21 protein-coding genes and 2 tRNA genes are annotated in these 25,166 nt (G+C 39.1%); all 23 read left to right on the top strand.

Annotation, left to right across the window (positions count from 1 at the left end; genetic code table 11):
• The first annotated feature begins 202 nt into the window (after positions 1-202).
• The 23 genes from mraZ to PHV78_03870 all read left to right on the top strand — a co-directional run bounded on the left by mraZ (position 203) and on the right by PHV78_03870 (position 25,155).
• Positions 203-634, top strand: a complete 432-nt coding sequence (gene mraZ, locus PHV78_03980; protein ID MDD5396382.1) for a division/cell wall cluster transcriptional repressor MraZ — start codon at positions 203-205, stop codon at positions 632-634.
• Positions 635-651: 17 nt separating this feature from the next.
• Positions 652-1,521 carry a 16S rRNA (cytosine(1402)-N(4))-methyltransferase RsmH gene (gene rsmH, locus PHV78_03975; GenBank protein ID MDD5396381.1) on the top strand — a complete coding sequence of 290 codons (870 nt, stop codon included), beginning with the start codon at positions 652-654 and terminating at the stop codon, positions 1,519-1,521.
• Between the two features lie 33 nt (positions 1,522-1,554).
• The gene (locus tag PHV78_03970) at positions 1,555-1,890 is read left to right on the top strand and encodes a hypothetical protein (protein ID MDD5396380.1); all 336 of its coding nucleotides are present in this window, start codon (positions 1,555-1,557) and stop codon (positions 1,888-1,890) included.
• 9 nt (positions 1,891-1,899) lie between these two features.
• Complete coding sequence (locus tag PHV78_03965) at positions 1,900-3,603, top strand: penicillin-binding protein 2 (protein MDD5396379.1); 1,704 nt, start codon at positions 1,900-1,902, stop codon at positions 3,601-3,603.
• 5 nt (positions 3,604-3,608) lie between these two features.
• Positions 3,609-4,910, top strand: a complete 1,302-nt coding sequence (locus tag PHV78_03960; protein ID MDD5396378.1) for a UDP-N-acetylmuramoyl-tripeptide--D-alanyl-D-alanine ligase — start codon at positions 3,609-3,611, stop codon at positions 4,908-4,910.
• 105 nt (positions 4,911-5,015) lie between these two features.
• Positions 5,016-5,600 (top strand): ferritin family protein, encoded by a 585-nt coding sequence (locus tag PHV78_03955; GenBank protein ID MDD5396377.1) that lies wholly within the window; start codon positions 5,016-5,018, stop codon positions 5,598-5,600.
• A gap of 22 nt (positions 5,601-5,622) precedes the next feature.
• Positions 5,623-6,528: a GerMN domain-containing protein gene (locus tag PHV78_03950; protein ID MDD5396376.1), complete on the top strand. Its 906-nt coding sequence runs from the start codon at positions 5,623-5,625 to the stop codon at positions 6,526-6,528.
• 1 nt (position 6,529) lies between these two features.
• Positions 6,530-7,219: an FkbM family methyltransferase gene (locus PHV78_03945; GenBank protein ID MDD5396375.1), complete on the top strand. Its 690-nt coding sequence runs from the start codon at positions 6,530-6,532 to the stop codon at positions 7,217-7,219.
• Between the two features lie 1,019 nt (positions 7,220-8,238).
• Positions 8,239-10,071, top strand: coding sequence for an excinuclease ABC subunit UvrB (gene uvrB / locus PHV78_03940; protein ID MDD5396374.1), 1,833 nt, complete (start codon positions 8,239-8,241; stop codon positions 10,069-10,071).
• A 3-nt stretch (positions 10,072-10,074) separates the two neighbouring features.
• Positions 10,075-12,585: an excinuclease ABC subunit UvrA gene (uvrA, locus tag PHV78_03935; protein MDD5396373.1), complete on the top strand. Its 2,511-nt coding sequence runs from the start codon at positions 10,075-10,077 to the stop codon at positions 12,583-12,585.
• Between the two features lie 2 nt (positions 12,586-12,587).
• Positions 12,588-13,763, top strand: coding sequence for a GIY-YIG nuclease family protein (locus PHV78_03930; protein MDD5396372.1), 1,176 nt, complete (start codon positions 12,588-12,590; stop codon positions 13,761-13,763).
• Between the two features lie 68 nt (positions 13,764-13,831).
• Entirely contained in the window at positions 13,832-14,677 is an 846-nt protein-coding gene (locus tag PHV78_03925) for an ATPase (GenBank protein MDD5396371.1), read from the top strand.
• 54 nt (positions 14,678-14,731) lie between these two features.
• A complete protein-coding gene (locus PHV78_03920) occupies positions 14,732-15,499 on the top strand; it encodes an SIMPL domain-containing protein (protein ID MDD5396370.1) in 768 nt (255 codons plus the stop codon).
• A gap of 28 nt (positions 15,500-15,527) precedes the next feature.
• The gene (locus PHV78_03915; GenBank protein MDD5396369.1) at positions 15,528-16,592 is read left to right on the top strand and encodes a hypothetical protein; all 1,065 of its coding nucleotides are present in this window, start codon (positions 15,528-15,530) and stop codon (positions 16,590-16,592) included.
• A 56-nt stretch (positions 16,593-16,648) separates the two neighbouring features.
• Positions 16,649-17,389, top strand: a complete 741-nt coding sequence (locus tag PHV78_03910; protein ID MDD5396368.1) for a hypothetical protein — start codon at positions 16,649-16,651, stop codon at positions 17,387-17,389.
• Positions 17,390-17,495: 106 nt separating this feature from the next.
• Entirely contained in the window at positions 17,496-18,620 is a 1,125-nt protein-coding gene (dnaJ, locus tag PHV78_03905; GenBank protein MDD5396367.1) for a molecular chaperone DnaJ, read from the top strand.
• Positions 18,621-18,623: 3 nt separating this feature from the next.
• A tRNA-Glu gene (locus tag PHV78_03900) sits at positions 18,624-18,695 on the top strand.
• Positions 18,696-18,759: 64 nt separating this feature from the next.
• Complete coding sequence (locus PHV78_03895) at positions 18,760-19,263, top strand: hypothetical protein (GenBank protein MDD5396366.1); 504 nt, start codon at positions 18,760-18,762, stop codon at positions 19,261-19,263.
• 169 nt (positions 19,264-19,432) lie between these two features.
• The gene (locus PHV78_03890; GenBank protein MDD5396365.1) at positions 19,433-22,012 is read left to right on the top strand and encodes a type IV secretory system conjugative DNA transfer family protein; all 2,580 of its coding nucleotides are present in this window, start codon (positions 19,433-19,435) and stop codon (positions 22,010-22,012) included.
• A 111-nt stretch (positions 22,013-22,123) separates the two neighbouring features.
• The gene (locus PHV78_03885; GenBank protein MDD5396364.1) at positions 22,124-22,552 is read left to right on the top strand and encodes a class I SAM-dependent methyltransferase; all 429 of its coding nucleotides are present in this window, start codon (positions 22,124-22,126) and stop codon (positions 22,550-22,552) included.
• A 37-nt stretch (positions 22,553-22,589) separates the two neighbouring features.
• A complete protein-coding gene (locus PHV78_03880; protein ID MDD5396363.1) occupies positions 22,590-23,777 on the top strand; it encodes a prepilin-type N-terminal cleavage/methylation domain-containing protein in 1,188 nt (395 codons plus the stop codon).
• 148 nt (positions 23,778-23,925) lie between these two features.
• Positions 23,926-25,011: a DNA polymerase III subunit gamma/tau gene (dnaX, locus tag PHV78_03875; GenBank protein ID MDD5396362.1), complete on the top strand. Its 1,086-nt coding sequence runs from the start codon at positions 23,926-23,928 to the stop codon at positions 25,009-25,011.
• Positions 25,012-25,084: 73 nt separating this feature from the next.
• Positions 25,085-25,155: transfer RNA gene (locus tag PHV78_03870), tRNA-Gln, on the top strand.
• Positions 25,156-25,166 lie beyond the last annotated feature (11 nt).

Here is a 25,166-nt window from a genome sequence, read left to right as displayed (position 1 = left end):
TTTTAAAAGATTATTATCTTAGTGATAGTAATCTTTTTGTTTTTATGAAAATTTTAGGAGTAGGGGAGTGCGGAAGTTATCCACAAGCAAAATGTTGTTTAGTGGTAGAAAATGGTTTATAATGGTGTCGTGTGGATAAAGGTGGGGAAAAGGGAAGAAAACAGTGGATAACTCAAAATAAGTAAATTCATTAAAAATTATTATGTTTATTGGCGAATACCATTATAATATAGACGAAAAAGCCAGGTTAGCCGTTCCGGTCAAATTTAGAGATGCTTTTAGTAAGGGAGCAGTGGTGACCCGCGGTATAGATGCCTGTCTTTTTTTATATCCCAAAAAAGAATGGGATTCGCTGGCGCAGAAGATTGCCCAATTGCCTCTGGCGCAGTCTAATAATAGAACTTTTTCAAGATTGATGTTGGCCGGAGCCATGGATGCCGACCTAGATAAACAGGGGAGAATAATTTTGCCGGATTATTTACGACGTTATGCCACGATAAATAAAAAAGTGGTCGTGGCTGGTTTATATAATCGACTAGAAATTTGGGACGAAAATAAATGGGAAGAATACAAATCAAAGAGCGAAGGCGACAGCGCTGAAATTGCCGAAGCCCTGGCCGATCTCGGGGTCTAAAAATATTTTTTCATCATATGCACACCCCAGTTCTTTTAAATGAGGTGTTAAACGGTCTCAGTCCGAGACCGAATGATAATTTCATTGATTGTACGTTGGGCGGCGGCGGCCATGCCCTGGAAATATTGAGGCAGACCGCCCCGCTAGGAAAATTATTGGGAATAGACTTTTCGATGGAAGCTATTTCAGAAATGAAAGTCAAAATAGACAAAAATTTAAACGATAGATTGATTTTAGTGAACGACAATTTTGTTAATCTAGAATCAATTGCCAGAAAAAATAAATTTTTGAAAGTCAGGGGGATTTTGTTTGACCTTGGGCTTTCGACTGATTTGATAGAAAACAGGGGCAGGGGAATTAGTTTTCAGAAGAACGAAATATTAGACATGCGCTTTAATCCGTTAAAACAAAATTTAACGGCTTTAGAAATTTTAAATCAATGGCCCGAACAAGATTTGGCGGAAATTTTTGAAGAATTTGGCGAAGAAAGATTCGCTCATCAAATTGCTCGCGGCATTGTTGTCCAGCGCCGCCAGAAAAGAATCAAAACAACCGTCGATTTAGCCGAAGCGATTAAAAAAATTTTAGGGCCAAAATTTCACATTAAGTCGTTGGCCAGGATTTTTCAGGCCTTGCGCATTGCCGTTAACCATGAATTGGAATATTTATCTTCTGCTTTGCCTCAAGCCGTTGATCTGTTGGCTCCGGGTGGCCGGCTGGCCGTAATTTCTTTCCACTCTTTAGAGGATCGTATCGTTAAGAATTTTTATAAAAATAACTTAAATTTAAACATAATTACAAAAAAACCGATAACGTCAACTCAAGAAGAATTAAGACAGAATAAACGGGCCAGAAGTGCAAAACTAAGAATCGCCGAAAAGAATTAGTATTCTATATTTAAAATTTAGTCTTTTAATCTTATGACACCCTACTACGTCGGCAACTCCAACCTTAAAAAACATTTCCAATGCTCAAAAAAACAATTTTGCTTTAACATGATTTTAATGAGCTTACTTTTTGTCGGCGTGTTGTCATATCTGGTTGAAATAAACTCATTATCGATTTTTACTTTTAAGATGGACGCTCTGAAGCAGAGAATCACCGAACTAGAAGGCAACAATCAAAATACAGAGCTTCAATTAAATAAATCAGAATCTCTGGTTGGTCTAGAACAATGGGCCAGTCAATCGGGCTTGGTAGCGATTAAACAATTTGATTATTTGAAATTCACTGACGGCGTAGTGGCGGTAAAATAATTTAGTGCCATGAAGAATAACCGTTTATGGGCGTTGATTATAATAATTCTAATTGCCGGGGGCATCATCGTCATTCGGCTATTTTCTTTACAGATATTAAAATACAGTTATTACAAAAAACAGGCCGAAGCTACGCGCAGCGTTGAAAGAATTATTGATGCCGAACGAGGTGATATTAAAGACATAAGTGGACAGCCGTTGGCGGTTAATTTAAAATCATATTCGCTTTGTGCGGTTCCGGCCAATGTTCAAAATCCAGAAGATACTGTTGGGGCGCTTGCGCCCTTTTTGGATATTAAGTCAAAGGACAGCGCTGAATATAAGGATTTGGTAAAAACACTATCATATAAAAATGATTTTTATAAAATTTTAAAAAAAGATATTAGCGAGGAAGAGGCGCGGGGGATAAAAGAGTTGGCTCTGCCCGGAATATTTATTGAGGATGGTTATAAAAGATATTATTCGGAAAAAAATACTTTTAGTCATGTCGTCGGGTTTTTGGGAGTTAAGGACGATAAACTGTCCGGACAATACGGCATTGAAGAATATTTAAACAATGAACTAGCTGGCGAAGCCGGACTATTAGCTGGCGAAAAAACTCCGTCTGGAAGTTTAATTTTGGATTCGGAGAAAATTATAAAAAAACCGACACGCGGCGTTAACGTTGTTCTAACCATTGATCGATCTATACAATATATCACCTGTAAAGCATTGGCCGAAGGAGTTAAAAGGGCGCAGGCAGCCGGCGGTTCGGCAGTTATTATAGAGCCGGTAACGGGTAAAATTTTGGCATTATGCAATTATCCTGATTTTGATCCTAATAATTATAATCAGGTAAAAAATTACAGCACCTTTTTCAATTCTGCGGTGGCTGAGGCATATGAGCCTGGTTCTGTGTTTAAAATAATTACTATGGCCGCTGCTCTTGATTCTGGAAAGGTGGCTCCGGAAACAACTTATGTTGATACAGGATTCGAAAAAATCGCCGGTTATACCATTAAAAATTCCGATTTAAAAGCGCATGGAGTCATGACCATGACCAATGTTTTGGAAAAATCATTAAATACCGGCGCTATTTTTGCCGCCAGGCAAACAGGACTGGGAATGTTTCGCACTTACGTTAAGAATTTTGGACTTGCCAGCTTAACCGGTATTGAGCAGCCGGGCGAAGCTTTAGGAGATATTTCCAATTTAAACAAATCAGGTGAAATTTATTTAGCTACTGCTTCTTTTGGGCAGGGCATTTCAATTACGCCCGTCCAAATGGCCGCGGCAGTCGGCGCCATCGCCAATCAAGGCAAATTAATGAAACCGTATTTAATTGATAAAATTGTCAAAAGTGATGGCACGACCATGGTTAATGAATCAAAATTTATTCGCCAAGTTATTTCGCCGGCCACGGCTACAACATTAACCGCTATGATGGTTTCGGCATTAGAAAATGGTTATGGTAAGTTGGCGAGAACGCCGGGTTATTGGACCGCCGGTAAGACCGGTACGGCCCAAGTTGCTAATCCTAACGGCGGTTATTCAATGGAGACGATTCATAGTTTTGTCGGTTTTGTGCCGCACGATAATCCTATTATGGTCGGAGTAATTAAAATAGATAGACCAAAGATCGGGAATTTTGCTGAATCGACTGCGGCGCCGATATTTGGCCAAATTGCACCATATGTGTTAAAATATTATAATGTCCAGCCAAACAAACAATAATTAAGATGAAAAAAATACTTCATAAAATTTTACGTTTTTTTGCCAAAAAGGTATTAAATAAATACCAGCCGATTATAATCGGCATAACTGGCAGCGTCGGCAAGTCGGCTACGAAAGAAGCTGTTTATTATGTTTTAAAAAATTTTCGCCGGGTTCGCCGCAGTTTAAAAAATTATAACAATGAGATTGGTGTGCCCTTAACAATTTTGGGCCGCATGTCACCTGGTAAAAATTTAGCCGGTTGGCTTAGGGTTTTTTGGCTAGCTTTTGGCTCTATTTGGTATAAGGAGCGGTCTTATCCGGAAATTTTAATTTTAGAAATGGCCGCTGATCACCCCGGCGATATTAAATATTTAACTAATTTTGCGCCATGCCAAATAGGCGTTTTAACTGCCATTGGGCCGAGCCATTTAGAATATTTTAAAAATATAGATAACGTCATTAAAGAAAAACAAGAAATTGTGACAAATTTAAAAAGGAGTGGTTGGGCGGTATTAAACATTGACGATCCCAATATTGCCAAAATTAAAGAGAAAGTAGACAATAAACTGATTACTTATGGAACCAGCGCCGAGGCTAACGTACAGGCGGTAGAAATTAATTTAGATTATGAAATAAGTGAAACCGGGAAAATTAAAATAAACGGGTTGCGTTTTAAAGTAAAATATCATGGCAGTATCGTACCTGTATTTTTGCCGCAAACAATATCTCTGGCAAACGTTTATACTGCTTTAGCTGCCATTGCCGTAGGCATGACCTTTGATTTTAATTTAGTTGAGGCCTCTGATAGTTTAAAGCAATTTGCGTCTTTGCCCGGTAGAATGAAACCGATAGACGGGAAAAGTGAAACATTGGTTATAGATGATACTTATAATTCTTCACCCAATGCGGTTTTGTCAGCGCTTAAATCAATAAAACAGATTAAATTAAAAGAGTGCGGAAGAAAATGGATAGTATTGGCGGACATGTTAGAACTGGGTAAAGATTCGACTGAACAGCATCGGCTGGTAGGCGAGGCTGTCGCCAAAGATAAATTAGACCATTTAATAACATTTGGCGAAGGAGCAAAAAATATAGCACTTGGTGCTCGTGAAGCAGGAATGCCAGAACAAAAGATAAAATCTTTCGATGACAAGCGGGAATTGATAAAGTTTTTAAACGAATCAATTCAGCCGGGAGATCTAATTTTAGTTAAAGGCTCTCAGGGTATGAGAATGGAGCAAGTAGTAAAAGAGTTAATGTTACAAGGCCAAGCGGCTAAACATCTACTGGTTAGGCAGGGCGATGAATGGGGAAGAATAAATTAGAAGATTATGCTACAGAAACGCCGTGAGGCGTTTTTGTATTGACACGATTTTTACCTACTTTATAATATTAATGTTTTAATAATTAATTTTTAATGTAATATTTTTATGAAACAAACAATTCTAAATTTAGCTAAAGCCTTTGTCGGCGAAAGCCAGGCGCGCAATCGTTATACTTTTTATTCCAAGATTGCTAAGAAAGAAGGCTACGAACAAATCGGCGAGATTTTTCTATTAACCGCCGATCAAGAACGAGAGCATGCTAGCTGGCTGATTAAACTAATTAACGAGTTAAAAAACGGCGAGTCTGAAGATTTATCCGAAATAAAAGTTGAAGCCGGCATGCCGACGACGCTAGGTACGACCATCGAGAATCTAAAGGCGGCGATCGGCGGAGAAAATCACGAGTATACAAAAATGTATCCTGAATTTGCCGATTTAGCCGAAAAAGAAGGTTTAAAAGAGATTGCCATGAGGTTAAGGTCTATTGCCAAGGCCGAGCAGCACCACGAAGAAAGATATAAAAAGATTTTAGAACAATTGGAAGCCGGTAAGATTTTTAAGAAAGACAAGGAGGTTTGGTGGGTTTGCCGTGAATGCGGTTATGCTCACTTTGGCACTCAGCCTCCGGCAAAATGTCCATCATGTGATCATGCCCAATCGTTTTATCAGTTGAAGTGCGAAGAATTTTAGTTGTTTCTTCGTTATTTTAATTATGAAAAATAAAAAATTATTATTCTCATTATTTATCCTTGGTTTAGCTATTTTACTATTTATAGTGGTCAGAATATTTAGTGGGTCTGAAGATGCTTGGCTTTGCCAAAATGGCCAATGGGTTAAACATGGGGCGCCTTCAACACTTATGCCGACTACGCCTTGCCCTGGCCAAATCCCACCGCCAATTGAAAGCGAGATTATCGTTACTTCGCCGCAGCCCAATGCTATCATCAGCAGTCCGTTGTTGCTTGAAGGCCAAGCCAAGGGCACGTGGTTTTTTGAGGCCAGCTTTCCGGTGAAATTATATGACGCAAACGGAAATCTGTTGGCTCAGATGCCAGTTCAAGCCACCGAAGACTGGATGACGGAAGATTTTGTTCATTTTAAAGGTGAAATGACTTTTGATCAGGGCCTGGCCACTACTGGCAAATTAATTTTTCAAAACGACAATCCTTCCGGATTGCCCCAGAATCGAAAGAGCTTTGAGGTGCCGGTACAATTTCCGCCCGCGACCGAAGCAATGACCGTGAAAGTTTATTTTAATAATGACAAATTAGATCCGCAGGTTTCTTGTAATAAAGTTTTTGTCGTTGACAGGCAAGTTCCCAAAACCGAAGCTGTAGCCAGGGCGGCTATTAGTGAATTATTGAAGGGGCCGACCGCAGTTGAGCGTACGCAAGGATATTATACTAGCATTAATCCGGGAGTAGAAATTCAAAGTCTGACAATCGAAAATGGTGTAGCTAAAATTGATTTCAATGAGCAGATACAAAATCAGGTCGGCGGCTCTTGCCGAGTGGCGGCCATCAGATCGGAAATTACCGAAACTCTAAAACAATTTTCGACGGTAAAGAGCGTGATTATTTCCGTTAATGGCGATTCAGAGACTTCTTTACAGCCTTAATATGCAATTAATTAACTTAAATTATAATCAATGTGATTTTAAAGTATTATTGCGCGACGAAGTTGACCAGAGTGTTTTTAATGAGATATTTAAAATAGAAGAATATCGTTGCGCTATAGATAAAATAAAACAGGCCAAAGCGCCGATTTTAGATATCGGAGCCCACATTGGCCTGTTTAGTTTATATTGTCGGGCCTTAAACCCGAATGTTTTTATTTACGCCTTCGAGCCGGAAGAAAATAATTTTAAAGCGCTTGAAAAAATAAATATAGATAATAATTTACGGATTAATTTAATCAGAGCGGCGATAGGCGAGAAAAGTGGAGAAGGGGAATTGGTCATAGCAGCTGATAATCATAATCATCATTTAGCCGAGCAAGAAGCAGCTCCGGAGCAAAAATTTCAAAAGGTAAAAATATATAATTTGAGCGATTGGCGTCAAGCAAATAAAATTACCGAAATAGGTTTGTTAAAAATGGATATCGAAGGCGGCGAATATCAGATAATCGATAGTTTATCTATAGATGATTTTAAAATAATTGAAGCCATGGTTTTAGAGTATCATAATGATAATTGGCGCGATTATCGCTTAATAGAAGAAAAGTTAAGAAGTAATGGATTCAGCGTGAAAATTTTCCCTTCGCAATTTGACAAGAAGATGGGATTTTTATGGGCAATCAATAAAAGATAAAATATTCATAAAAACTAATTGCCGGCCCGCGTATAGCGCGAGCCGGCTTTCGATTAGTGACGGGGGCGTTCAAGGCGTACCAGATAGAGCGTGAACTCTCCTTCCGGCGTCAGCCTGACTGTGTCTGTGAGTATTTCGACGATGGACAGCGGACTGGGTCTTGGCGTAATGCCGTCTTGCCACGGATCGGCAAAGATGATCCGGTCGCCTTCGATCGCTTCTATTCTCAGTTCGTCAACTGACAAGGGGATCGGCAGAAGAGTCTCTTGAACCGGTGCGAAGCTGAAGAGTCGGAGTTTCTCATCGGGCCGTAGATGTTCGCGCCTTGGCAGGACAAAGCTTCTCCAGACAGGATTTCCGGATTCTCTTAGGCGCCTCATGACGTCACCTCTACTAATCGTCGTAGGTGGATTTTTCGTTATGGGAAGAGCCATAGGCCTCCTTGAATGTTTTTATTTTAATATATTTTTTGGCTTTTGTCAACCCCCGCTTTCTAAGAAAGCGGGGGTTAGGTCTGTGGAAAAATCCCTTGACATTTTTTTTGTTTTTGGTATATTAATAATCATGGATACGTCCTAACGGATATCGTCTGTCCGCCGCGCCGGTGTTTCACTGGTGCGCTGTACGGTCGAGCAAGATCCGGAAGCTCTAAACCGTCGTGCGGCGTCGAGTCGCGCGGCTCCCCATGGAGGCGCAGTGGAGAAGGACTACTAGAATACGGGCGAGTTATCGGAGACAACAAAACAGGTGCTCGGCGAACAGCCGGGGTTATAACCTAAGCCTTAAGAAGGCTATCGTTGTCTCGGATGGCGAGCTCGGTCTTGTCGAAAGACAGACTACAACCTGGAGTGCAATGAGGGCCGGCGAAAGCTGGCCCTCCTCTTTTTATCTCTGGCTAAAATTTATATTTATGCTATAATATCTTTACAGATCTATAGCCCCCTAGACCGCGACAAGCGGGACTTTTTGGTTAGTTGAGGTTAGTCTTGAATTAACGAAAATTATTTTATTATATAAATATGTCTTTATTTAAATTAGAATCAAAGTATCGCCCGGCTGGTGATCAGCCGGAAGCGATAAAAAAACTAGTAGCTGGTTTAAAAAAGGGACATGACCGCCAGACGCTTTTGGGTGTGACTGGTTCAGGCAAAACTTTCACCGCGGCCAATGTCTTAAGCCATTTTGACCAGCCGGTTTTAGTTATGGCGCCGAATAAAACTTTAGCCGCTCAGCTTTATCGAGAATATAAAAATTTTTTTCCTCATAATTCGGTCAATTATTTTGTTTCTTATTACGATTATTATCAGCCCGAAGCTTATCTGCCGACTAGCGATACTTATATTGAGAAAGAGGCGATGATAAATGAAGAAATAGATCGTTTGCGCCACAAAGCTACTAGTGCTTTATTGTCCCGCCGCGACGTGATTATTGTCGCGTCGGTTTCTTGTATTTATAACTTAGGAGTGCCATTAAATTATTTGTCGGCGACTTTACATTTAGAAATCGGCAAGCCCTTAACGCGCGGCGATTTAATCAGACAATTAGTCAGAATGCATTTTGAGCGGACAAGCGGCGTTTTAGCGCGCGGATTATTTCGGGCTCGCGGCGATATCGTTGAGATAATGCCAGCCTCGGGCGAGGTAGTTTATTATTTAGAGTTATTAGATCAGAAGGTTAATGAAATAATGTTGGTTGATCCGACTACTAGAAAAATAGTCAATAAACTGCAAGATATTGTTATTTTTCCGCCCAAACATTTTATCAGCAGCGAACCGCAACGAGAACAAGCCATTAAAGATATTAGGCAGGAATTGCAAGAACGGCTAAAATATTTCAAACAGAAAAAATTGTATTTAGAAGCCGACCGTTTGGGACGGCGGACAAAATATGATTTAGAAATGCTTAAGACCGTGGGTTATTGTCATGGCATTGAAAATTACTCACGGCACTTGAGTGGTAAGCTGGCCGGCGAACCGCCGGAAACATTATTGTCATTTTTCCCCAAAAAAAACGGCTGGCCGGATTTTCTTACCATCATTGATGAGTCGCACGTGGCCGTGCCGCAGATTCGCGGTATGTATGCAGGCGACCGCAGCCGCAAGGAAATTTTAGTCCAATATGGTTGGCGCTTGCCGTCAGCGCTTGATAATCGGCCGTTAAAGTTTACTGAGTTTGAACAACGTGTCGGTTCGGTTATTTTTACTTCAGCTACGCCGAGCGATTGGGAGATAAAAAAATCTCAACAAGTGGTTGAACAAATTATCAGACCTACTGGCCTAATTGATCCGCCGGTTGAGGTGCGCAAGGTTTTCGATAAGGTCCACAACCACAGCCAGATAGAAGATTTAATGGATGAAATAAAAAAGGTTGTCGCTAAAAAAGAAAGAATTTTAGTTAATACTTTAACCAAAAAAATGGCCGAAGATTTGACAGATTTTTTGACACAAAAAGATTACAAGGCCAAGTTTATGCATTCGGATACCAAGACTTTGGAGCGGACGCAGATTTTAAATGAATTCCGCCAGGGCAAATTTGATGTTTTAGTTGGCGTGAATCTTTTGCGTGAAGGTCTTGATTTACCCGAAGTAACGCTGGTCGCGATTTTAGATGCTGACCGAGAAGGATTTTTGCGTAGTGAAACATCTCTTATTCAAACCATGGGCCGGGCCAGCCGCAATGTTAGCGGTCGCGTTATTTTGTATGCCAACAACATTACCGGTTCGATTAAGCGTGCCGTCAGCGAAGTTAACCGTCGACGGGAAAAACAAATGGCTTATAATAAAAAACACCACCTAGTAGCTAAGTCCGTTTCAAGAAATATTGAGAATTTAATTAATTTAGAAGAAAAATAATTTATGTCAATTGATACCATAAAAATCAAGGGCGCTAAAGTCCATAACCTCAGGGATGTGGACTTAGAATTGCCGAAAAATAAATTGATAGTTTTTACCGGCGTTTCCGGCAGCGGCAAATCATCACTAGCTTTTGATACAATTTTTGCCGAAGGCCAACGCCGCTACATTGAATCGCTGTCGCCTTATGTTCGGCAATTCTTGGGCCAGATGGATCGACCGAACGTTGATAAAATCACCGGCTTGTCACCAGCTATCGCCATTGACCAGCGCGCTTTGTCGCATAATCCACGCTCAACCGTCGGCACTTTAACAGAGATTTATGATTACTTGAGAGTTTTATATGCGCGCTTGGGCGAAGTTTTTTGTCCTAAGTGTAATATGAAAATTCAAAAACTTTCTGTCGAGGAAATGGTTAATATTATTATTAAGCAAGGCAAGGCAGCGCAGGAAAAAATCGTAACCATTTTGTCGCCAGTGGTGCGCGGCAGAAAGGGCGAATATTACCAAATGCTTTATGATTATCTTAATCTTGGATTTACTGAAGCTAGAGTTGACGGTAAAATGCATTCGCTTCACGATCAAATAATTCTTTCTCGTTATAAAGTCCACTCCATCGATATTGTTATGGATCGCGTTATGCTGACCGATGAGACAAGATTGTTTGAAGCTGTGGAAAATGCCCTTGATTACAGTAAGGGATTGGTGACCTTCGTGTTTAAGGAGGGCAAAAAAGACGAAGCAGAATTTGTTTTATCGAGTCGTTGGACTTGTCCAGAAGATAATTTCGCTTTTCCGGAAATCGAACCGCGTTTGTTTTCTTTTAATAGTCCGATGGGCGCTTGTCCGACTTGTCATGGCTTGGGTAAAACAGATTTATTTTTAAATACTATTTGCACTGATTGTGAGGGCAAACGCTTAAAGCCCGAATCTCTATCAGTCAAGATCGGCGGCAAAAATATTTGCCAATTAACCAGAATGAGTATTGGCCAGATGGCTGATTTCTTCGCCGATTATGAAAAAAAATTGACTGCGCGGCAAAAAACCATTGCCATAACCTTGGTTAAAGAAATAAGCGATCGATTGAAATTTTTATTGGAAGTCGGTTTAGATTATCTGTCTTTATCGCGCGAAGCCGAGACCTTATCGGGCGGTGAAGCGCAAAGAATTCGCTTGGCTTCGCAAATCGGTTCGCAACTTTCTGGTACACTATATGTATTAGATGAACCGACAATTGGCTTACACGAACGCGACACCGAAAAATTAATTAAAACTCTTAAGTCGTTGCGCGATCAGAACAATACGGTTATTATCGTTGAGCATGACGAAAAAACTATTTTAAACTCCGATTATTTAGTTGATCTCGGTCCGGCCGCTGGACGATTGGGCGGCGAGATAGTGGCCGAGGGCGAATTGCCGCAAATCATCAATTCGCGCTCCTTTAAAAAATCTATGACGCTTGATTATTTAAGTGGCCGAAAAGAAATCGCCCTACCTCTTCATCGCCGCGTGAAAATCAACGAGAAAATGAAAATTACTGGCGCTAAGATTAATAATTTAAAAAATATTTCCGTCGAGATTCCGCTGCGCAAATTTGTCTGTGTGACCGGAGTTTCCGGTAGCGGCAAGTCGACTTTAGTCCATGATGTTTTGTATCAAAATGTCAATAAAATGAAAAATCACATTTCCGATAAATTAATCGGAGTTAGTAAAATTAGCGGCAGCGATTATTTGGATAAAATTGTGATGGTTAATCAATCACCGATAGGCCGTACACCGCGCTCTAATCCAGCCACTTACACTGGAATTTTTACGCCGATTAGGGACTTTTTTGCCGAATTACCCGAAGCCAAAGAGAGAGGATATAAGGCCTCGCGTTTTTCCTTTAACGTACCTGGCGGCCGTTGTGAAGCTTGCGGTGGAGCAGGTTTTAATTTAGTGGAAATGCATTTCTTGCCGCCGGTTTTGGTCCAATGTGACGTCTGTCGTGGCTTGCGTTTTAATCGAGAGACGCTGCAGGTTAAGTATAAAAAGAAAAATATCAGCGAAGTCTTGGCCATGACCATCGACGAAGCTTACGATTTTTTCAAAGACATCTATCAAATTACTGACAAATTAAAAGTTTTAAAAGAAGTCGGTTTGGGCTATATTCAACTGGGCCAAAGCGCTACGACTTTGTCTGGCGGTGAAGCGCAGAGAATAAAATTAGGCCGCGAATTGACTCAGCCCTTAGGCAAAAAAACATTATATTTATTAGACGAGCCCACGGTTGGTTTGCATTATCATGACATTGAAATGCTTTTGAAGGTTATTAATAAGTTGGTAGATAAAGGCAATACGGTTATTGTTATCGAGCATAATTTACATTTTATAAAATCTGCGGATTATCTGATTGATCTCGGGCCTGAGGGGGGCGAGCACGGTGGCGAAGTTGTCGTTTCCGGTACGCCCGAAGAAGTGGCCCAGAAAAGAGGTTCATATACCGGTTATTATCTAAAGGAATACTTGAAATAATTATGGCTTTGGGGAAATTACAAAAAAGAGCCAGCAGTTTACCGGATCGGCCCGGCGTATATTTGTATCTTGATAAAAATAAAAAGATTCTTTACGTTGGCCGGGCCACTTCGCTTAAAAGGCGAGTGACTAGTTATTTTCAGAAAAATCTTGAATCACGGCTACTCGAGATGGTAAAAAAGGCTAAAGAGATTAAATACATTTCGACTGATACGGTTTTGGAGGCAATAATTCTTGAAGCAAATTTGATAAAAAAACATTGGCCGAAGTATAACATCAAAGACCGAGACGACCGTTCGTTTATTTATATCGTTATTCCGAAAACCGAATGGCCGTATCCGATGGTGATGCGCCGAAGGGAATTGGAGAAATATCCGCCGAGCCGAGCTGAAATATTCGGTCCGTATCAAAGTTTAATGTTGGTTAGAAAATTTTTGCGTTTGATTAGAAAAGTTTTTCCTTATAGCACTTGCCGGCCATTGTCCGGAGAAGCATGTTTTAATTACCAAATTGGTCTTTGTCCTGGAGCTTGCGTTGGCAAGATATCAAATGAGCAATACCAAGAAAGTATAAAAAATATCATTGCCCTGTTGCGTGGACAAAAGAAGTCATTGCTAAAAAAATTAACCAAGCAAAATCCGGCTCAAGCTTTAGCCTTAAAGCACTTGCAAGATGTAGCTTTGTTGTCTATTGAAAATGAAATGAATATGAATTTTGACAAACGCTTGACCAAGATTGAAGGTTATGACATTTCCCATTTAACCGGTCGAGAAACCGTTGGCTCGATGGTGGTTTTTGTTAACGGGGCAGCAGACAAGAATCAATATCGACTTTTTAAGATTAGAACCGCGCCAGCCAATGACGATTTGCGGGCCCTTGAAGAAGTTTTAATTAGGCGTTTTAATCATAAAGAATGGCTGTTCCCAGATTATCTAATGATCGATGGCGGGCGTCCGCAGATTAATTTTTTGACCAAAGTTTTAAAAGATAAAAATATAAATATTCCTCTAGTGGGCATTTCTAAATACGGGGGAGACGAGTTGGTTTTTCCGCCCAAAAGTAAAAAAGCGCTAAAAGATATGGTTTTATTGTCAAAAAATGTATTTTTAAGAGTGCGCGACGAGGCCCATCGTTTTGCTTTGAGTTTAAGTCGCCGCCAACGGCGCTTAAAGAAGTAAACTAGCTTGTTTTTATAAAATATTTCCTGTATGATATATAGAGTAAAAATTTATAATTTATAGTAGCCATGAAATCCATCTACGTCATTAATTTATTGGGAGAGAAAGAACCTTTATCTTTAAAAAAGGTTTATCGTAGCGCTAGGCACGCCGGAGCCGACAAATTTGTGGCGCGCAAGGCCATGGAAGTTATTGGGCGAGAAGCTCGACCCGGAATAACAACTACCGAGATTTATGATCGCATTAAACAACTTTTAGGAAAAGAGGTTCCGGCCGTGGCTATTAAATTTAGCTTAAAGAGCTCTCTGCGTAAATTAGGGCCGAGTGGATTTCCATTTGAAAAATATATTGCTGCAATTTTAACCAAACAAGGTTATTGGGTGCAGCTCAATCAAATAATTAAGGGCTATTGTGTTGATTACGAAATAGATTTTTTAGCTAAGAAGGATAAAGAGCTTTTTGTCGGTGAATGCAAGTATCATAATGTTTTGGGATTTCGTACTGATTTAAAGGTGGCGCTGGCAAATCACGCCAGATTTTTAGACATTAAGCAAGGGAACTTTTTTAATAAAAAAGAATTTGCCGGGCTCAAAATTTCCAGCCTTTTGGTTACCAACACTAAGTTTAGCGAGCAGGCGATAGATTACTCGAATTGCGTAGGAAATAAATTGTTGGGCTGGGGTTATCCCGGAACGAATAATTTACAGTATTATATTGAGAGCCAAAAATTATATCCCATTACCATTTTACCGTCTTTAAAACAATTTCATTTTGATATTTTTGCGAACAAGAGAATAATGCTCGCCGAAGACTTATTGAAGATCGATCCTGATAAATTTTCCAGAACAAACAGAATCCCCCTTAATATTTTATTGCAATTAATCAAAGAAGCAAAAACATTATTAAATAATTAATTCCCATACCTTTAACTTGGTGTGAGGGTAAATTTAATTCGTAATTAAAATTTTATGGATGAACAACAAATGATGCACCATCCAATGTGTCATGGCCACAAAGCTATAAAAATCATTATTATGATTTTGTTGGCTGTTTTATTGCTGACCTTGTCGGTTAGCCAAATTGGCGGCTGGAAGGCAAAATTTAATCCGCAGCAGAATATTTCTGTCAGCGGTGAAGGCAAGGCCATTGGCATACCAGATATTGGCCTAGTTACTTTGTCGGTAGTTACCGATAAGTTAACGGCCAAAGAAGTAATGCAAGAAAATTCCAGTAAAATGAACGAAATCATTAAATTCGTGAAAGACAGCGGTGTTGACGTGAAAGACATTCAAACAACTGGCTATTATTTAAGCCCTCGTTATGATTGGAGAGATGGTATCAGAATCGATCGCGGCTATGAGTTGACCTCAAGTATTTCAGTAAAAATGAGAAACTTGGATAAGGTTAGTGAAATTATTGATGGTGCGGTTTCTCGTGGCGCCAATCAGGTTGGCGATATTCAATTTATTATTGACGACAAGGAAAAATTAAGAAATGATGCTCGAGAAAAAGCTATTGCCCAGGCAAAAGAAAAAGCCAGAGACATTGCCAAGAGCGTTGGCTTTTCCCTTGGTCGAGTAGTTTCTTTCTCTGAAAATGACGGGACATATACTTATTCGCAACCGATTTATTTAGACAAGGCGATGAGCGGTATTGGTGGAGGCGGCGCCCCGAGCATAGAACAGGGTAGTCAAGAAATTACCGTTAATGTTACGTTAGGTTTTGAATTAAGATAGCAATATAAGCTAGCTCATAACCAGAAGTATGTCCAAGAAATTGGCAGTTATTCTGATTTTATCGTTTTTATTTTTATTAACAGGAGTTTTACTTGTAGATAAAACTTTAAGTTTTTTTGTTAAGCCTATTTCTACGGCTAATGCGATTGCGGCAGCGGTTATTGCTGTGTTTTTCTTCGGCGCCGTTTTGTTGCTTTTTGGCTTAATCGAAGATAGGCGAGTGATTTATGGCACAAGCTTGATTTTGGTGATCGTGTTTGTCGCAGTCGGTTTTCGGTATTTTGGCCACGGTACGCTTATTTGGTATTTAATCGGTTTGGTTATTTTTTATTTTTCTTTGGTTATTGCTTTCGAGCTTATTGCGACTGAAAAAGATTTATATTGCAAAGTATCGCTAATAAGATTTTGCCGCCGCGGTATTCCGCTATTATCAATCGGCTTGGCGATTTTTCTTTCATCTATCTATTTTGTTCATCCTTTAATAAAGTTTGAAAATAATAAAATTACCCTGCCGCCACAATTGATAAAATGGACTATTGTTCCTATTTCTCCGTTCTTGAATAAAATATTACCATTTTGTGATTCAAACAAAACACTGGACGAAATATTGTCGATGTCTTTGGCGGCGAATGAATTTCAGCCGAGCTTAGACCCTAATTCCATCAATCTAGAGAAGTTTGTCGACAAGAAAACGGGTAAAATAGACTTTAGCGCTTTGGCTGGTAATCCAGAAATTAATCAAACTGTTTTATTGCAACTTTCGCAACAGGCAAAAAAAATTAACCCGAATTTGATTACTCAAATGAGAGTTGATATGGGCCAATCGTTGGGCATTACTTTAACCGGTAAAGAAAAAATGGACGACATTTTAACGACCATTATCAACAACCGCTTGGGCGATTTTATTGGTCCGTATGGAAAATATATTTCTTACTTAATTCTTATCATAGTGTTTTTATTAGCCAAATTTATTTTTAGCTTTTTAGCCGGAATCGGTCTAATATTAACACAAATTATTTTCTATGTTTTCAGGTTGATTGACGTGGTTTCTATTGAAAAAGAAATGAAAGAAGCAGAAGTGATTAAAATATAAACTTATTTTTCATTCTGATTAATAAGTTTTAATCTTTTTAAAAATAAATTAATAATATGAGCAAGTTTAAATCCAGAACAAAAATTAAAAGTTTTAGTATAAATTTAATTGATTTAAAAAAGTTAACCGATTTTCTAATTACCATATATTTAGAAGAAAAAAATATATTTAAAGATGAATATTTTAAAGAACCATGCTTTATAGCATCATTTAAAAATGGAGAAATTTATGAATTTAAAAAATCAGAAGAACTCGAAGATAGAATTAAGAAAGATATATTAAATATAGAATCATTAAAATTAAGATATTATGGTCATGATATAGATATAGTTTTTTCATATAATGAAGATGATCTTTATCTCGATATAACTAGTTCAGACGAAAAACTAACGATAGTTTATAAAAAAAAGATAGTTGAATTTTTTCAAAATAAAAATTGGAATACATTTATTTATAGGGGGGTAGACATCTTCGGTCCCATGATAATGTTTATAATATTAGTACCCCTTTTCATAATACCAGCTCGAAAATTCATTTCCGTTCATGAATCTCCTAGTATTATTTATATATTTTTATTTTTTATATTTTTTATTCTATTGGGCGGAGGCATAGCTTATTTTATTATTCGGGTCTTTCCTCGATTTTATCCTCCTCTCGTTATAAAATCAGATGATATAAAATCAGGTAGAGAGTTTAAGAAAGATTTATGGAAAATTATCGGAATAATAATAGCAATTATTATTGCTTATTTTGGTTGGCCAACTATCATTAATTTTATTCGCATGACTATCAAATAGTTCTATCGTTAATATTTATGGCTACTCCGACGAGACAGTCGGAGTGCTCATAATTGTTGCTAAAAATTTATCTCCGCCAGCCGGCGGATCAAAAATTTTAAGATTTATGGCAGATTATTATAAAACTTTAGGAATCAATAAGAATGCTTCGGCTGATGAAATCAGGCGAGCGTTTCGTGAATTGGCGCACAAATACCATCCCGACAAAGCCGGTGGCAATGCGGAAAAATTCAAAGAAGTGAACGAAGCTTATCAGACCCTTTCTGATGCCGAAAAAAGAAAGATGTATGACCAGTATGGCGAAACATTCCAACAGGCTCGCTCACAAGGCGGATTTTCTGGATTTGATAATTTCCGCGATTGGGCCACTTGGGCCGAAGCTATGAAACAAAATGGTCATCAAACCAATCAGGGATTTCAGGGAGCCGAGTTCGGCGATTTGGGAGATATCTTTGGAGACTTGTTTGGCGGTTTTAGCGGTGGCCGTACAAGGGCCAGAAAAAAGACCGGACGGGACATGGAAATAGAAATAAGCGTTGACTTTAAAGAAGCTGTTTTTGGTACAGAGAAAGAATTAAGACTAGAAAAAAATGCCACCTGTCAAAAGTGTGGCGGGACTGGCGCTGAGCCAGGCAGTAAAATTATTAATTGTTCTCGTTGTCGCGGAACCGGGCAAGTAGCGCAAGACCAGACAACCTTTTTTGGTACTTTTCGCACTGTTGGTGAGTGTCCAGAATGCAGAGGAGAAGGTAAATTAACGAGTAAGAAATGTGTGCAGTGTAAAGGTGAGGGCCGATACCAGCAATATCAGAATATTAAAGTTAAAATTCCAGCCGGTGTAAACGACGGCGGGGTTATTCGTTTAGCTGGTTATGGCGAAGCTGGCGCTAAGAGCGCGACGGCGGGCGATTTATATATTCATTTGCATATCAGGCCAGATAAATATTTTAAACGCGAGGGTTATAATTTATATTCGCAGGAACAAATTTCAATTTCGCAAGCAGTTTTAGGCGGGAAAATTAATGTGAGAACCATTGACGGTGAAGTGGTTCTTAAAATTCCGGCCGGCACTTATTCGGGACAGGAATTTAAATTATCAGGTAAGGGTGTGCCGTTTTTAAAGGGCCATGGCCGTGGTGATCAGATTGTTGAAGTGGAGATAAAAGTCCCCAAGAATTTAAATAAAAAGCAGAAAGATTTATTTGAAAAGTTGCAAGACGAAAATCTATAATGGGGCGCGTTCGTCTAGTGGCTAGGACATATGGTTCTCAACCATATAACAAGGGTTCGATTCCCTTACGCGCTATATATTTTCTTGCTATTTCTCTTTATTCGTATATAATTAACGCATAATATTTATTATTACCTTTATGGCTGAGTTAAATTCACCCCAAGAGTTAGAGCCAAAAATAGCGCCATCGACCGAAAAAGCGACGGTTGAACAGCCTATTACTCCGGAAATCGAAGCGCAAAAATTAGAGCAGGCGGAAACTTTACCGGTTGAAAAATCAGGCGAGATCCAACCACAGGCAAAAACAGTTAGACCATCCGTTAAAAGCAAAAAAGTGCCGACAGTTGTTTTAGCTAAAAGTGAAACGTTAAAAGAGATTGAGAACATTCTGTCCGAGGATTTAGAGCCGGTTTATAAAAATTTGTCAGCCGCCTTACAGGAGCAGTTTAGAAAGAAGGGGGAGGAAACAGCTACGAAAATAGAACAACTTATTTCGCAAACAAAATTTACGGTCAAGAAAATTTTAGAATTGATTTATAATTGGTTGAAAATTCTTCCCGGAGTTAATAGATTTTTTTTAGAGCAGGAATCAAAAATCAGAACAGACAAAATTTTAGCTTTAGCGGAAAAGAAAAGAAAGTAGAATCTACCTGCCCGCCCTGACTACCGTTAGGCAGGCGGTAGACAGGAAAATATAATCTAGAATTTAAATTTTTAAATTTTGATTTGTAATTTTGTGCTTGTGATTTAATTTTTAATCGGCGCATTGGCATTTATATTTTTTATCTTTTAGGTTTTATTTTTTATATTTTATGAATGATCTTCAAGTGCCAAGTTTAGATCTCAATACCGCCCAACAAGCAGGAATAGGATTGCTTAGTGGCGGATTTTTCATTTATTTTTTAATTTTTATCGGAATTATTATTTTATTTTTAATTATTTTCGCTGTATTAAAAAATTATTTAAAAAATATAGCCCGTTTTTCGACTGCTTTTGACAAAGTGGTTTTATTAATCACCGTGCCCAAAGAATCGAGTGGCGACGACAATAAACAACAAAAGCAAATCAAGGATTTGCTATCGCCGATGGAAGGTTTTTTTGCTAATATCGGCGGATTAAAAGCTCAACACGGTTTGAAGGTAAATTTTTTGGGCCGTAACGATCATATTAGTTTTGAAATAGTAATCAACAAGGATGGCGTGATCCGTTTTTACGTCGTGATGCCAAAATCTTTAAGGCAATTTGTTGAACAGCAAATTCATGCTCAACATCCGGCCGCCCAAATCGAAACAGTTGAAGATTATAATCTTTTTGATTCTAAATCCCAAATCGAGTCGGCCTACCTCAAACTTCGTAATAAATGGGCCTTTCCCATTAAAACTTACCAACAGCTAGAAAATGATCCATTAAATGGCATTTTAACTTCTTTATCAAAGATTCCGCAGGGCAGCTCGGCAGCTATTCAGATAGTCGCGCGTTCGGCTAATGCCGAGTGGCATCGCGTCGGCGCCAAGATTGCGACTGAAATGCAGCAAGGAAAAAAGTTGAGCGAAGTGATGAGCAAGAAAAAGGGCGGCGTTTGGAAATTCGTGAAAAGTTTTTATGCCACCGATAACAAAAAAGACCAGTTAAAAGATATAAATAAGCCACATCAGCTTTCACCAATGGAGCAAGAGATAATCAAAGGTTTAGAGGCAAAAAGTTCGAAAGCAGGACTTGATATTAATATTAGAATAGTCGTGGCCAGCCAGGACAAAAATGCGGCTAAAATGTCTTTGCAAAATATTTTAAATTCTTTTGCTCAGTATACCGGTTATGAATATGGCAATGGTTTTAAGGCCGTGCCAACCAGCGCCTCGGCTAACGTAGTTCGTAATTTTATTTATCGCGATTTTATTCCGTCTACCGGTTTTGTTTTAAATACTGAAGAGTTGACCAGTTTGTTTCATTTTCCTTTATCAATTACCGAAGTGCCGAATATTCAGTGGCTCTTAGCCAAGAAGGCTCCGGCGCCGGTTAATATTCCGACCGAAGGAATTATTTTAGGCAAAAACATTTATCGCGGAGAAGAAAAAATTATCCGCATTAAACGCGACGATCGCCGCCGACATGTATATCTAATCGGTAAAACCGGCGTGGGTAAATCCGTCCTGATCTCCAATATGGCCATTCAAGATATCGAAAACGGCGAGGGCGTTTGCGTTATTGATCCGAATGGCGATTTAGTGGAAAATATTTTAGCTAACGTTCCCAAAGAGCGAGCTGAGGACGTAATTTATTTTAATCCGGCCAATATTGATAGGCCGATGGGCTTGAATCTACTTGAATACGATTCAAAATATCCGGAACAAAAAACTTTTGTGATTAACGAAATGATTAAGATAATGGATAAGCTTTATGATTTGCGCCAAACCGGTGGCCCGATGTTCGAACAATATATGCGTAACGCCATGCTGTTGATTATGGAACATCCCGAATCCGGTTCGACGCTAATGGAAATTCCCAAAGTAATGGCCGACCCTGAATTCCGCCATTTTAAATTAAAACATTGTACCAATCCGGTAGTGCGCGATTTCTGGATTAAAGAAGCCGAGAAGGCTGGCGGTGAAGCAGCTCTTTCCAACATGACTCCTTATATCACTTCAAAGTTGAATCAATTTATTTCTAACGATATTATGCGGCCGATTATCGGCCAGCAGGCCAGTGCTTTTAATTTCCGCAAGGCCATGGACGAAGGCAAAATCGTGCTGGTAACCTTGCCAAAAGGCTTGGTGGGAGATCTGAATGCATATCTTTTGGGCTTAGTTATCGTTGGTAAAATTACTATGGCCGCGTTTTCACGCGCTGATACCACCGAAGAAAATCGCCGAGATTTTTATTTATACATTGATGAGTTCCAGAATTTTATCACTGATACGATTGGCGTGATTTTGTCCGAAGCGAGAAAATATAAACTTGATCTGACCATTGCCCATCAATATATGGGGCAGCTGACAAAAAATAACGACACTTCAATTCGCGACGCGGTGCTGGGCACGGTAGGCACGATGATAGCTTTTAATATCGGCATTGAAGATGCGCAAGTTTTGGTTAAACAATTTGCGCCCGTTTTAAATGAATATGATTTAATTAATGTTGAGCGATTTAACGCTTACGTGAAATTACTGGTTGATAAAGAAGCAGTCAGGCCGTTTAATATGTTGGGCATGCCGCCGCGCAAAGGGAACGAAGAAGTGGCGAAGTTAGTAAAAGAAATGTCGCACTTAAAATACGGCCGACCCAAAGCGGTTGTTGAGAGCGAAATTTTAGAAAGAGCCAAAGCAATTGAATTAGACAAAAAACCAACTACGCCTAATTACGGTCCTGCTTCTACTCCAACTTCGACGCTTTAATCTATGCTTATTTTTTTAACGATTCTACTGATAATAATTTTATTCCTAGCCTTTGTATTTTTTTCTTTATTATTTCTTGGGCTTAGTTTTGCCACACCTTGGATACCGCTGATGAAAAAATACATTGATCGAGCTCTTGAAGCGCTGGAACTTCAGCCAAATGATATTTTTTACGATTTAGGCTGTGGAGACGGACGAATAACCATTGAAGCGGCTAAAAAATATCACGTTAAAGCAAGAGGCATTGAATTGGTTTGGTGGTTGTGTATCTACGCTAATTGGCGAATTAAATTTTTAGGTTTAGATAAATTAGCGCAAGTTAGATGTGGCGATATTTTAAAAGCCGATTATTCTGACGCGACCGCCGTAGCGCTTTTTTTAATGCCGGCTTTGATGGATCGTTTAGGACCAAAATTATTATCTAATTTAAAGCCCGGTACACGCGTTGTCTCTATTTGTTTTCAAATTAAAGCTCTGACGCCGATAAAAATTATTCGGCCCACGCCGCAAGACAAACCAGTCTACCTATATGTGATATAAATATTATTATATGATATTTTGTTCATAATTTAATTTTATGTCTAGCCGTTCTCGCAGAAGCTTCACCTTGATCGAACTCCTGGTCGTAGTCGCCATTATCGGTCTTCTCTCAGCTATTGCCTTAACCTCTGTTTCTACAGCTTCGGCCAAAGCCAGGGATGTGCGAAGAATAGGGGACTTAAACCAATTCTCTAAAACACTTGATCTTTATCTTAATACTAATGGGGTTTATCCCATTTGGGCTTCAGGAGGTTGTACTTCAGACCCTTACAATCCTTTAATTACTGCTCTGATTAATTCCACCTATCTTTCTTCTTTGCCCACTGACCCCAATTCTTCCAAATACTGCTATTACTATATTTCTGATTCAACTGGCATCAATTACAAGTTAGCTGTCTATCTGGAACGAGATACCGCTTCTGCCTCAAGCGACAACGGCACTGCTTCAAGCTACTATGAGATCTACAAATCTGCCGGAGCTCAAACCAGTCAAATCTCTTTGACCAATACGACCTTAAATCAGATTATGACCAACCAACAGCAATACCAAGACACCTCAATTGTGGGTGATTGGCACTTTAATGAAGGCAGCGGAACTGATGCTAATGATTCATCTGCCTATGCCAATAACGGACAATTGTGTGATGCTAGTACTTGCCCGGCAGCTGGTCCGACTTGGCAAACATCAAATTGTATCTCTGGCAATTGTTTAAGTTTTAATGGAACAAGCAATTATGTAAAGGTTAATCCGGTAAACCCACCTGAATATGTATCTGTGATTGGTTGGTTTAAAAGATTAGGAGTCCCGGCAAGTGGTTATCATATTATTTTTATGCAAGGTACACAAATCGAAAATAGCGTTCCTGATTCTGGCGGTCAGATTAGAACCGGCGTAACTACTAATACGATGAGTAGACAAGTATTTAATTCGGGATCTGGTTTGACAGATGGTAATTGGCATTTTTTAAGCTTTACTTATAACGGTTCAAAATTGACTGCCTATATTGATGCTTCGCAAACAACACAGCAAAATGTTTCAGGATCATTAATAACCGGCAGTAGCACTAATATAGGAACGTACTCAGGTGGTTATTACTCCAACGGTCTAGAAGATGAAGTCCGTGTTTATAAACGCGCTCTTCAATCTTGCGAAGTTTGCGCTCTTTGTCGTCGATATCAATCAAAAGCATTTTGCAGTAATTGTACCAACTGCAGCGGTGACTGATGCCTTTCCTAATAATTACTAGTTTTAAACGAATTGCGAATAATTTTTTTTAAGAATTTTTATAAATTATTTTGGAAATTGGGCATTGGTGACTGGTGATTAACGGCATTATTCTATTTTCTGTTTTCTAACTTCTATTTTCTATACTATGGTAATTTATCGTAAATATCGTCCACAAAACTTTAGCGAGGTTATTGGCCAAGAACACGTTATTAGAACTTTGGAAAATGAGATTAAGCAAGAACGCTTAGCTCATGCTTATCTTTTAACCGGTCCTCGAGGTTTAGGTAAAACAACCTTGGCGCGCTTAGTGGCCAAAGCGGTTAATTGTGAGAATCGCAAGAAAGGCGAGAGTGAGCCATGCAATAAATGTTCCAATTGTTTGGAATTAATGCAGGGTAAATTTTTTGATTTAATTGAAATGGATGCCGCTTCGCAAACAGGCGTGGACAATGTTCGCGAGAACATTATCGCCGGCACGCGCGTGCCGCCATCGAGAGGAAAATATAAAATTTTTATCATCGACGAAGTTCACATGCTTTCGACCGCGGCCTTTAACGCGCTCTTGAAGACGCTGGAAGAGCCGCCGTCATATATTATTTTCATCTTAGCCACGACCGAAATCCATAAAGTTCCAGATACGATTATTTCGCGCTGCCAGAGATTTGATTTAACCAAGGTTGATTTAGATAAAATTGTCGAACGTTTGGCTAAAATCGCTAAAAGTGAAAAGGTTAAAATAGAGTCAGAAGTTTTAAAAATTATTGCCCAACGTTCTGAAGGCAGTGTGCGCGATGCCGAAAGTTTGCTATCGCAGATTTTTACATTTGACGACCAAGAAATTACTATGGAAGAAGCGTCACTCGTCATTCCTTCGACTAAGTTGAATCTAATAGTTAATTTTGTTAAATTACTGGCCTCTAAAGATAAGAAAGAGGCGATAGGATTGATAAATAAATTACTTGAAGAGGGCGTTGATTTAGAACAATTTACCAAGGATTTGATAGAATTTTTGCGAAAAGTTTTATTAGTTAAAGTTGGTGCTGATCAAGAAAGGATTTTACAATATTTAGACAATGAGGTTCAAGAAAAAGTAAGAGATTTTGCGAATAAATTTGAGCAGAACGCTTTGATATTGATGATTGAACAATTTATTTCCGTGCAGCAAGAATTATCATACGCCAAGATTCCTCAGCTGCCGCTAGAACTGGCTGTTATTAAAATTTGCTCATAAACTTTATTTTTTTCATAAAATAATATTCTAACATTCTTAAGAATGTTAGAATATTGTATAGCGGAGTCTAATCTGGGAGATCGTCTAACGGTAGGACGGCAGACTCTGGATCTGTCTATCCTGGTTCGAATCCAGGTCTCCCAGATTAGACTCCG

Source organism: Patescibacteria group bacterium (genome assembly GCA_028715115.1).
Taxonomy (GTDB): Bacteria; Patescibacteriota; Patescibacteriia; order UBA2591; family UBA4787; genus JAQUSN01.
The sequence above is the reverse complement of the archived record's forward strand: the minus strand, read 5'-3'. Positions and strand labels throughout refer to the sequence as shown.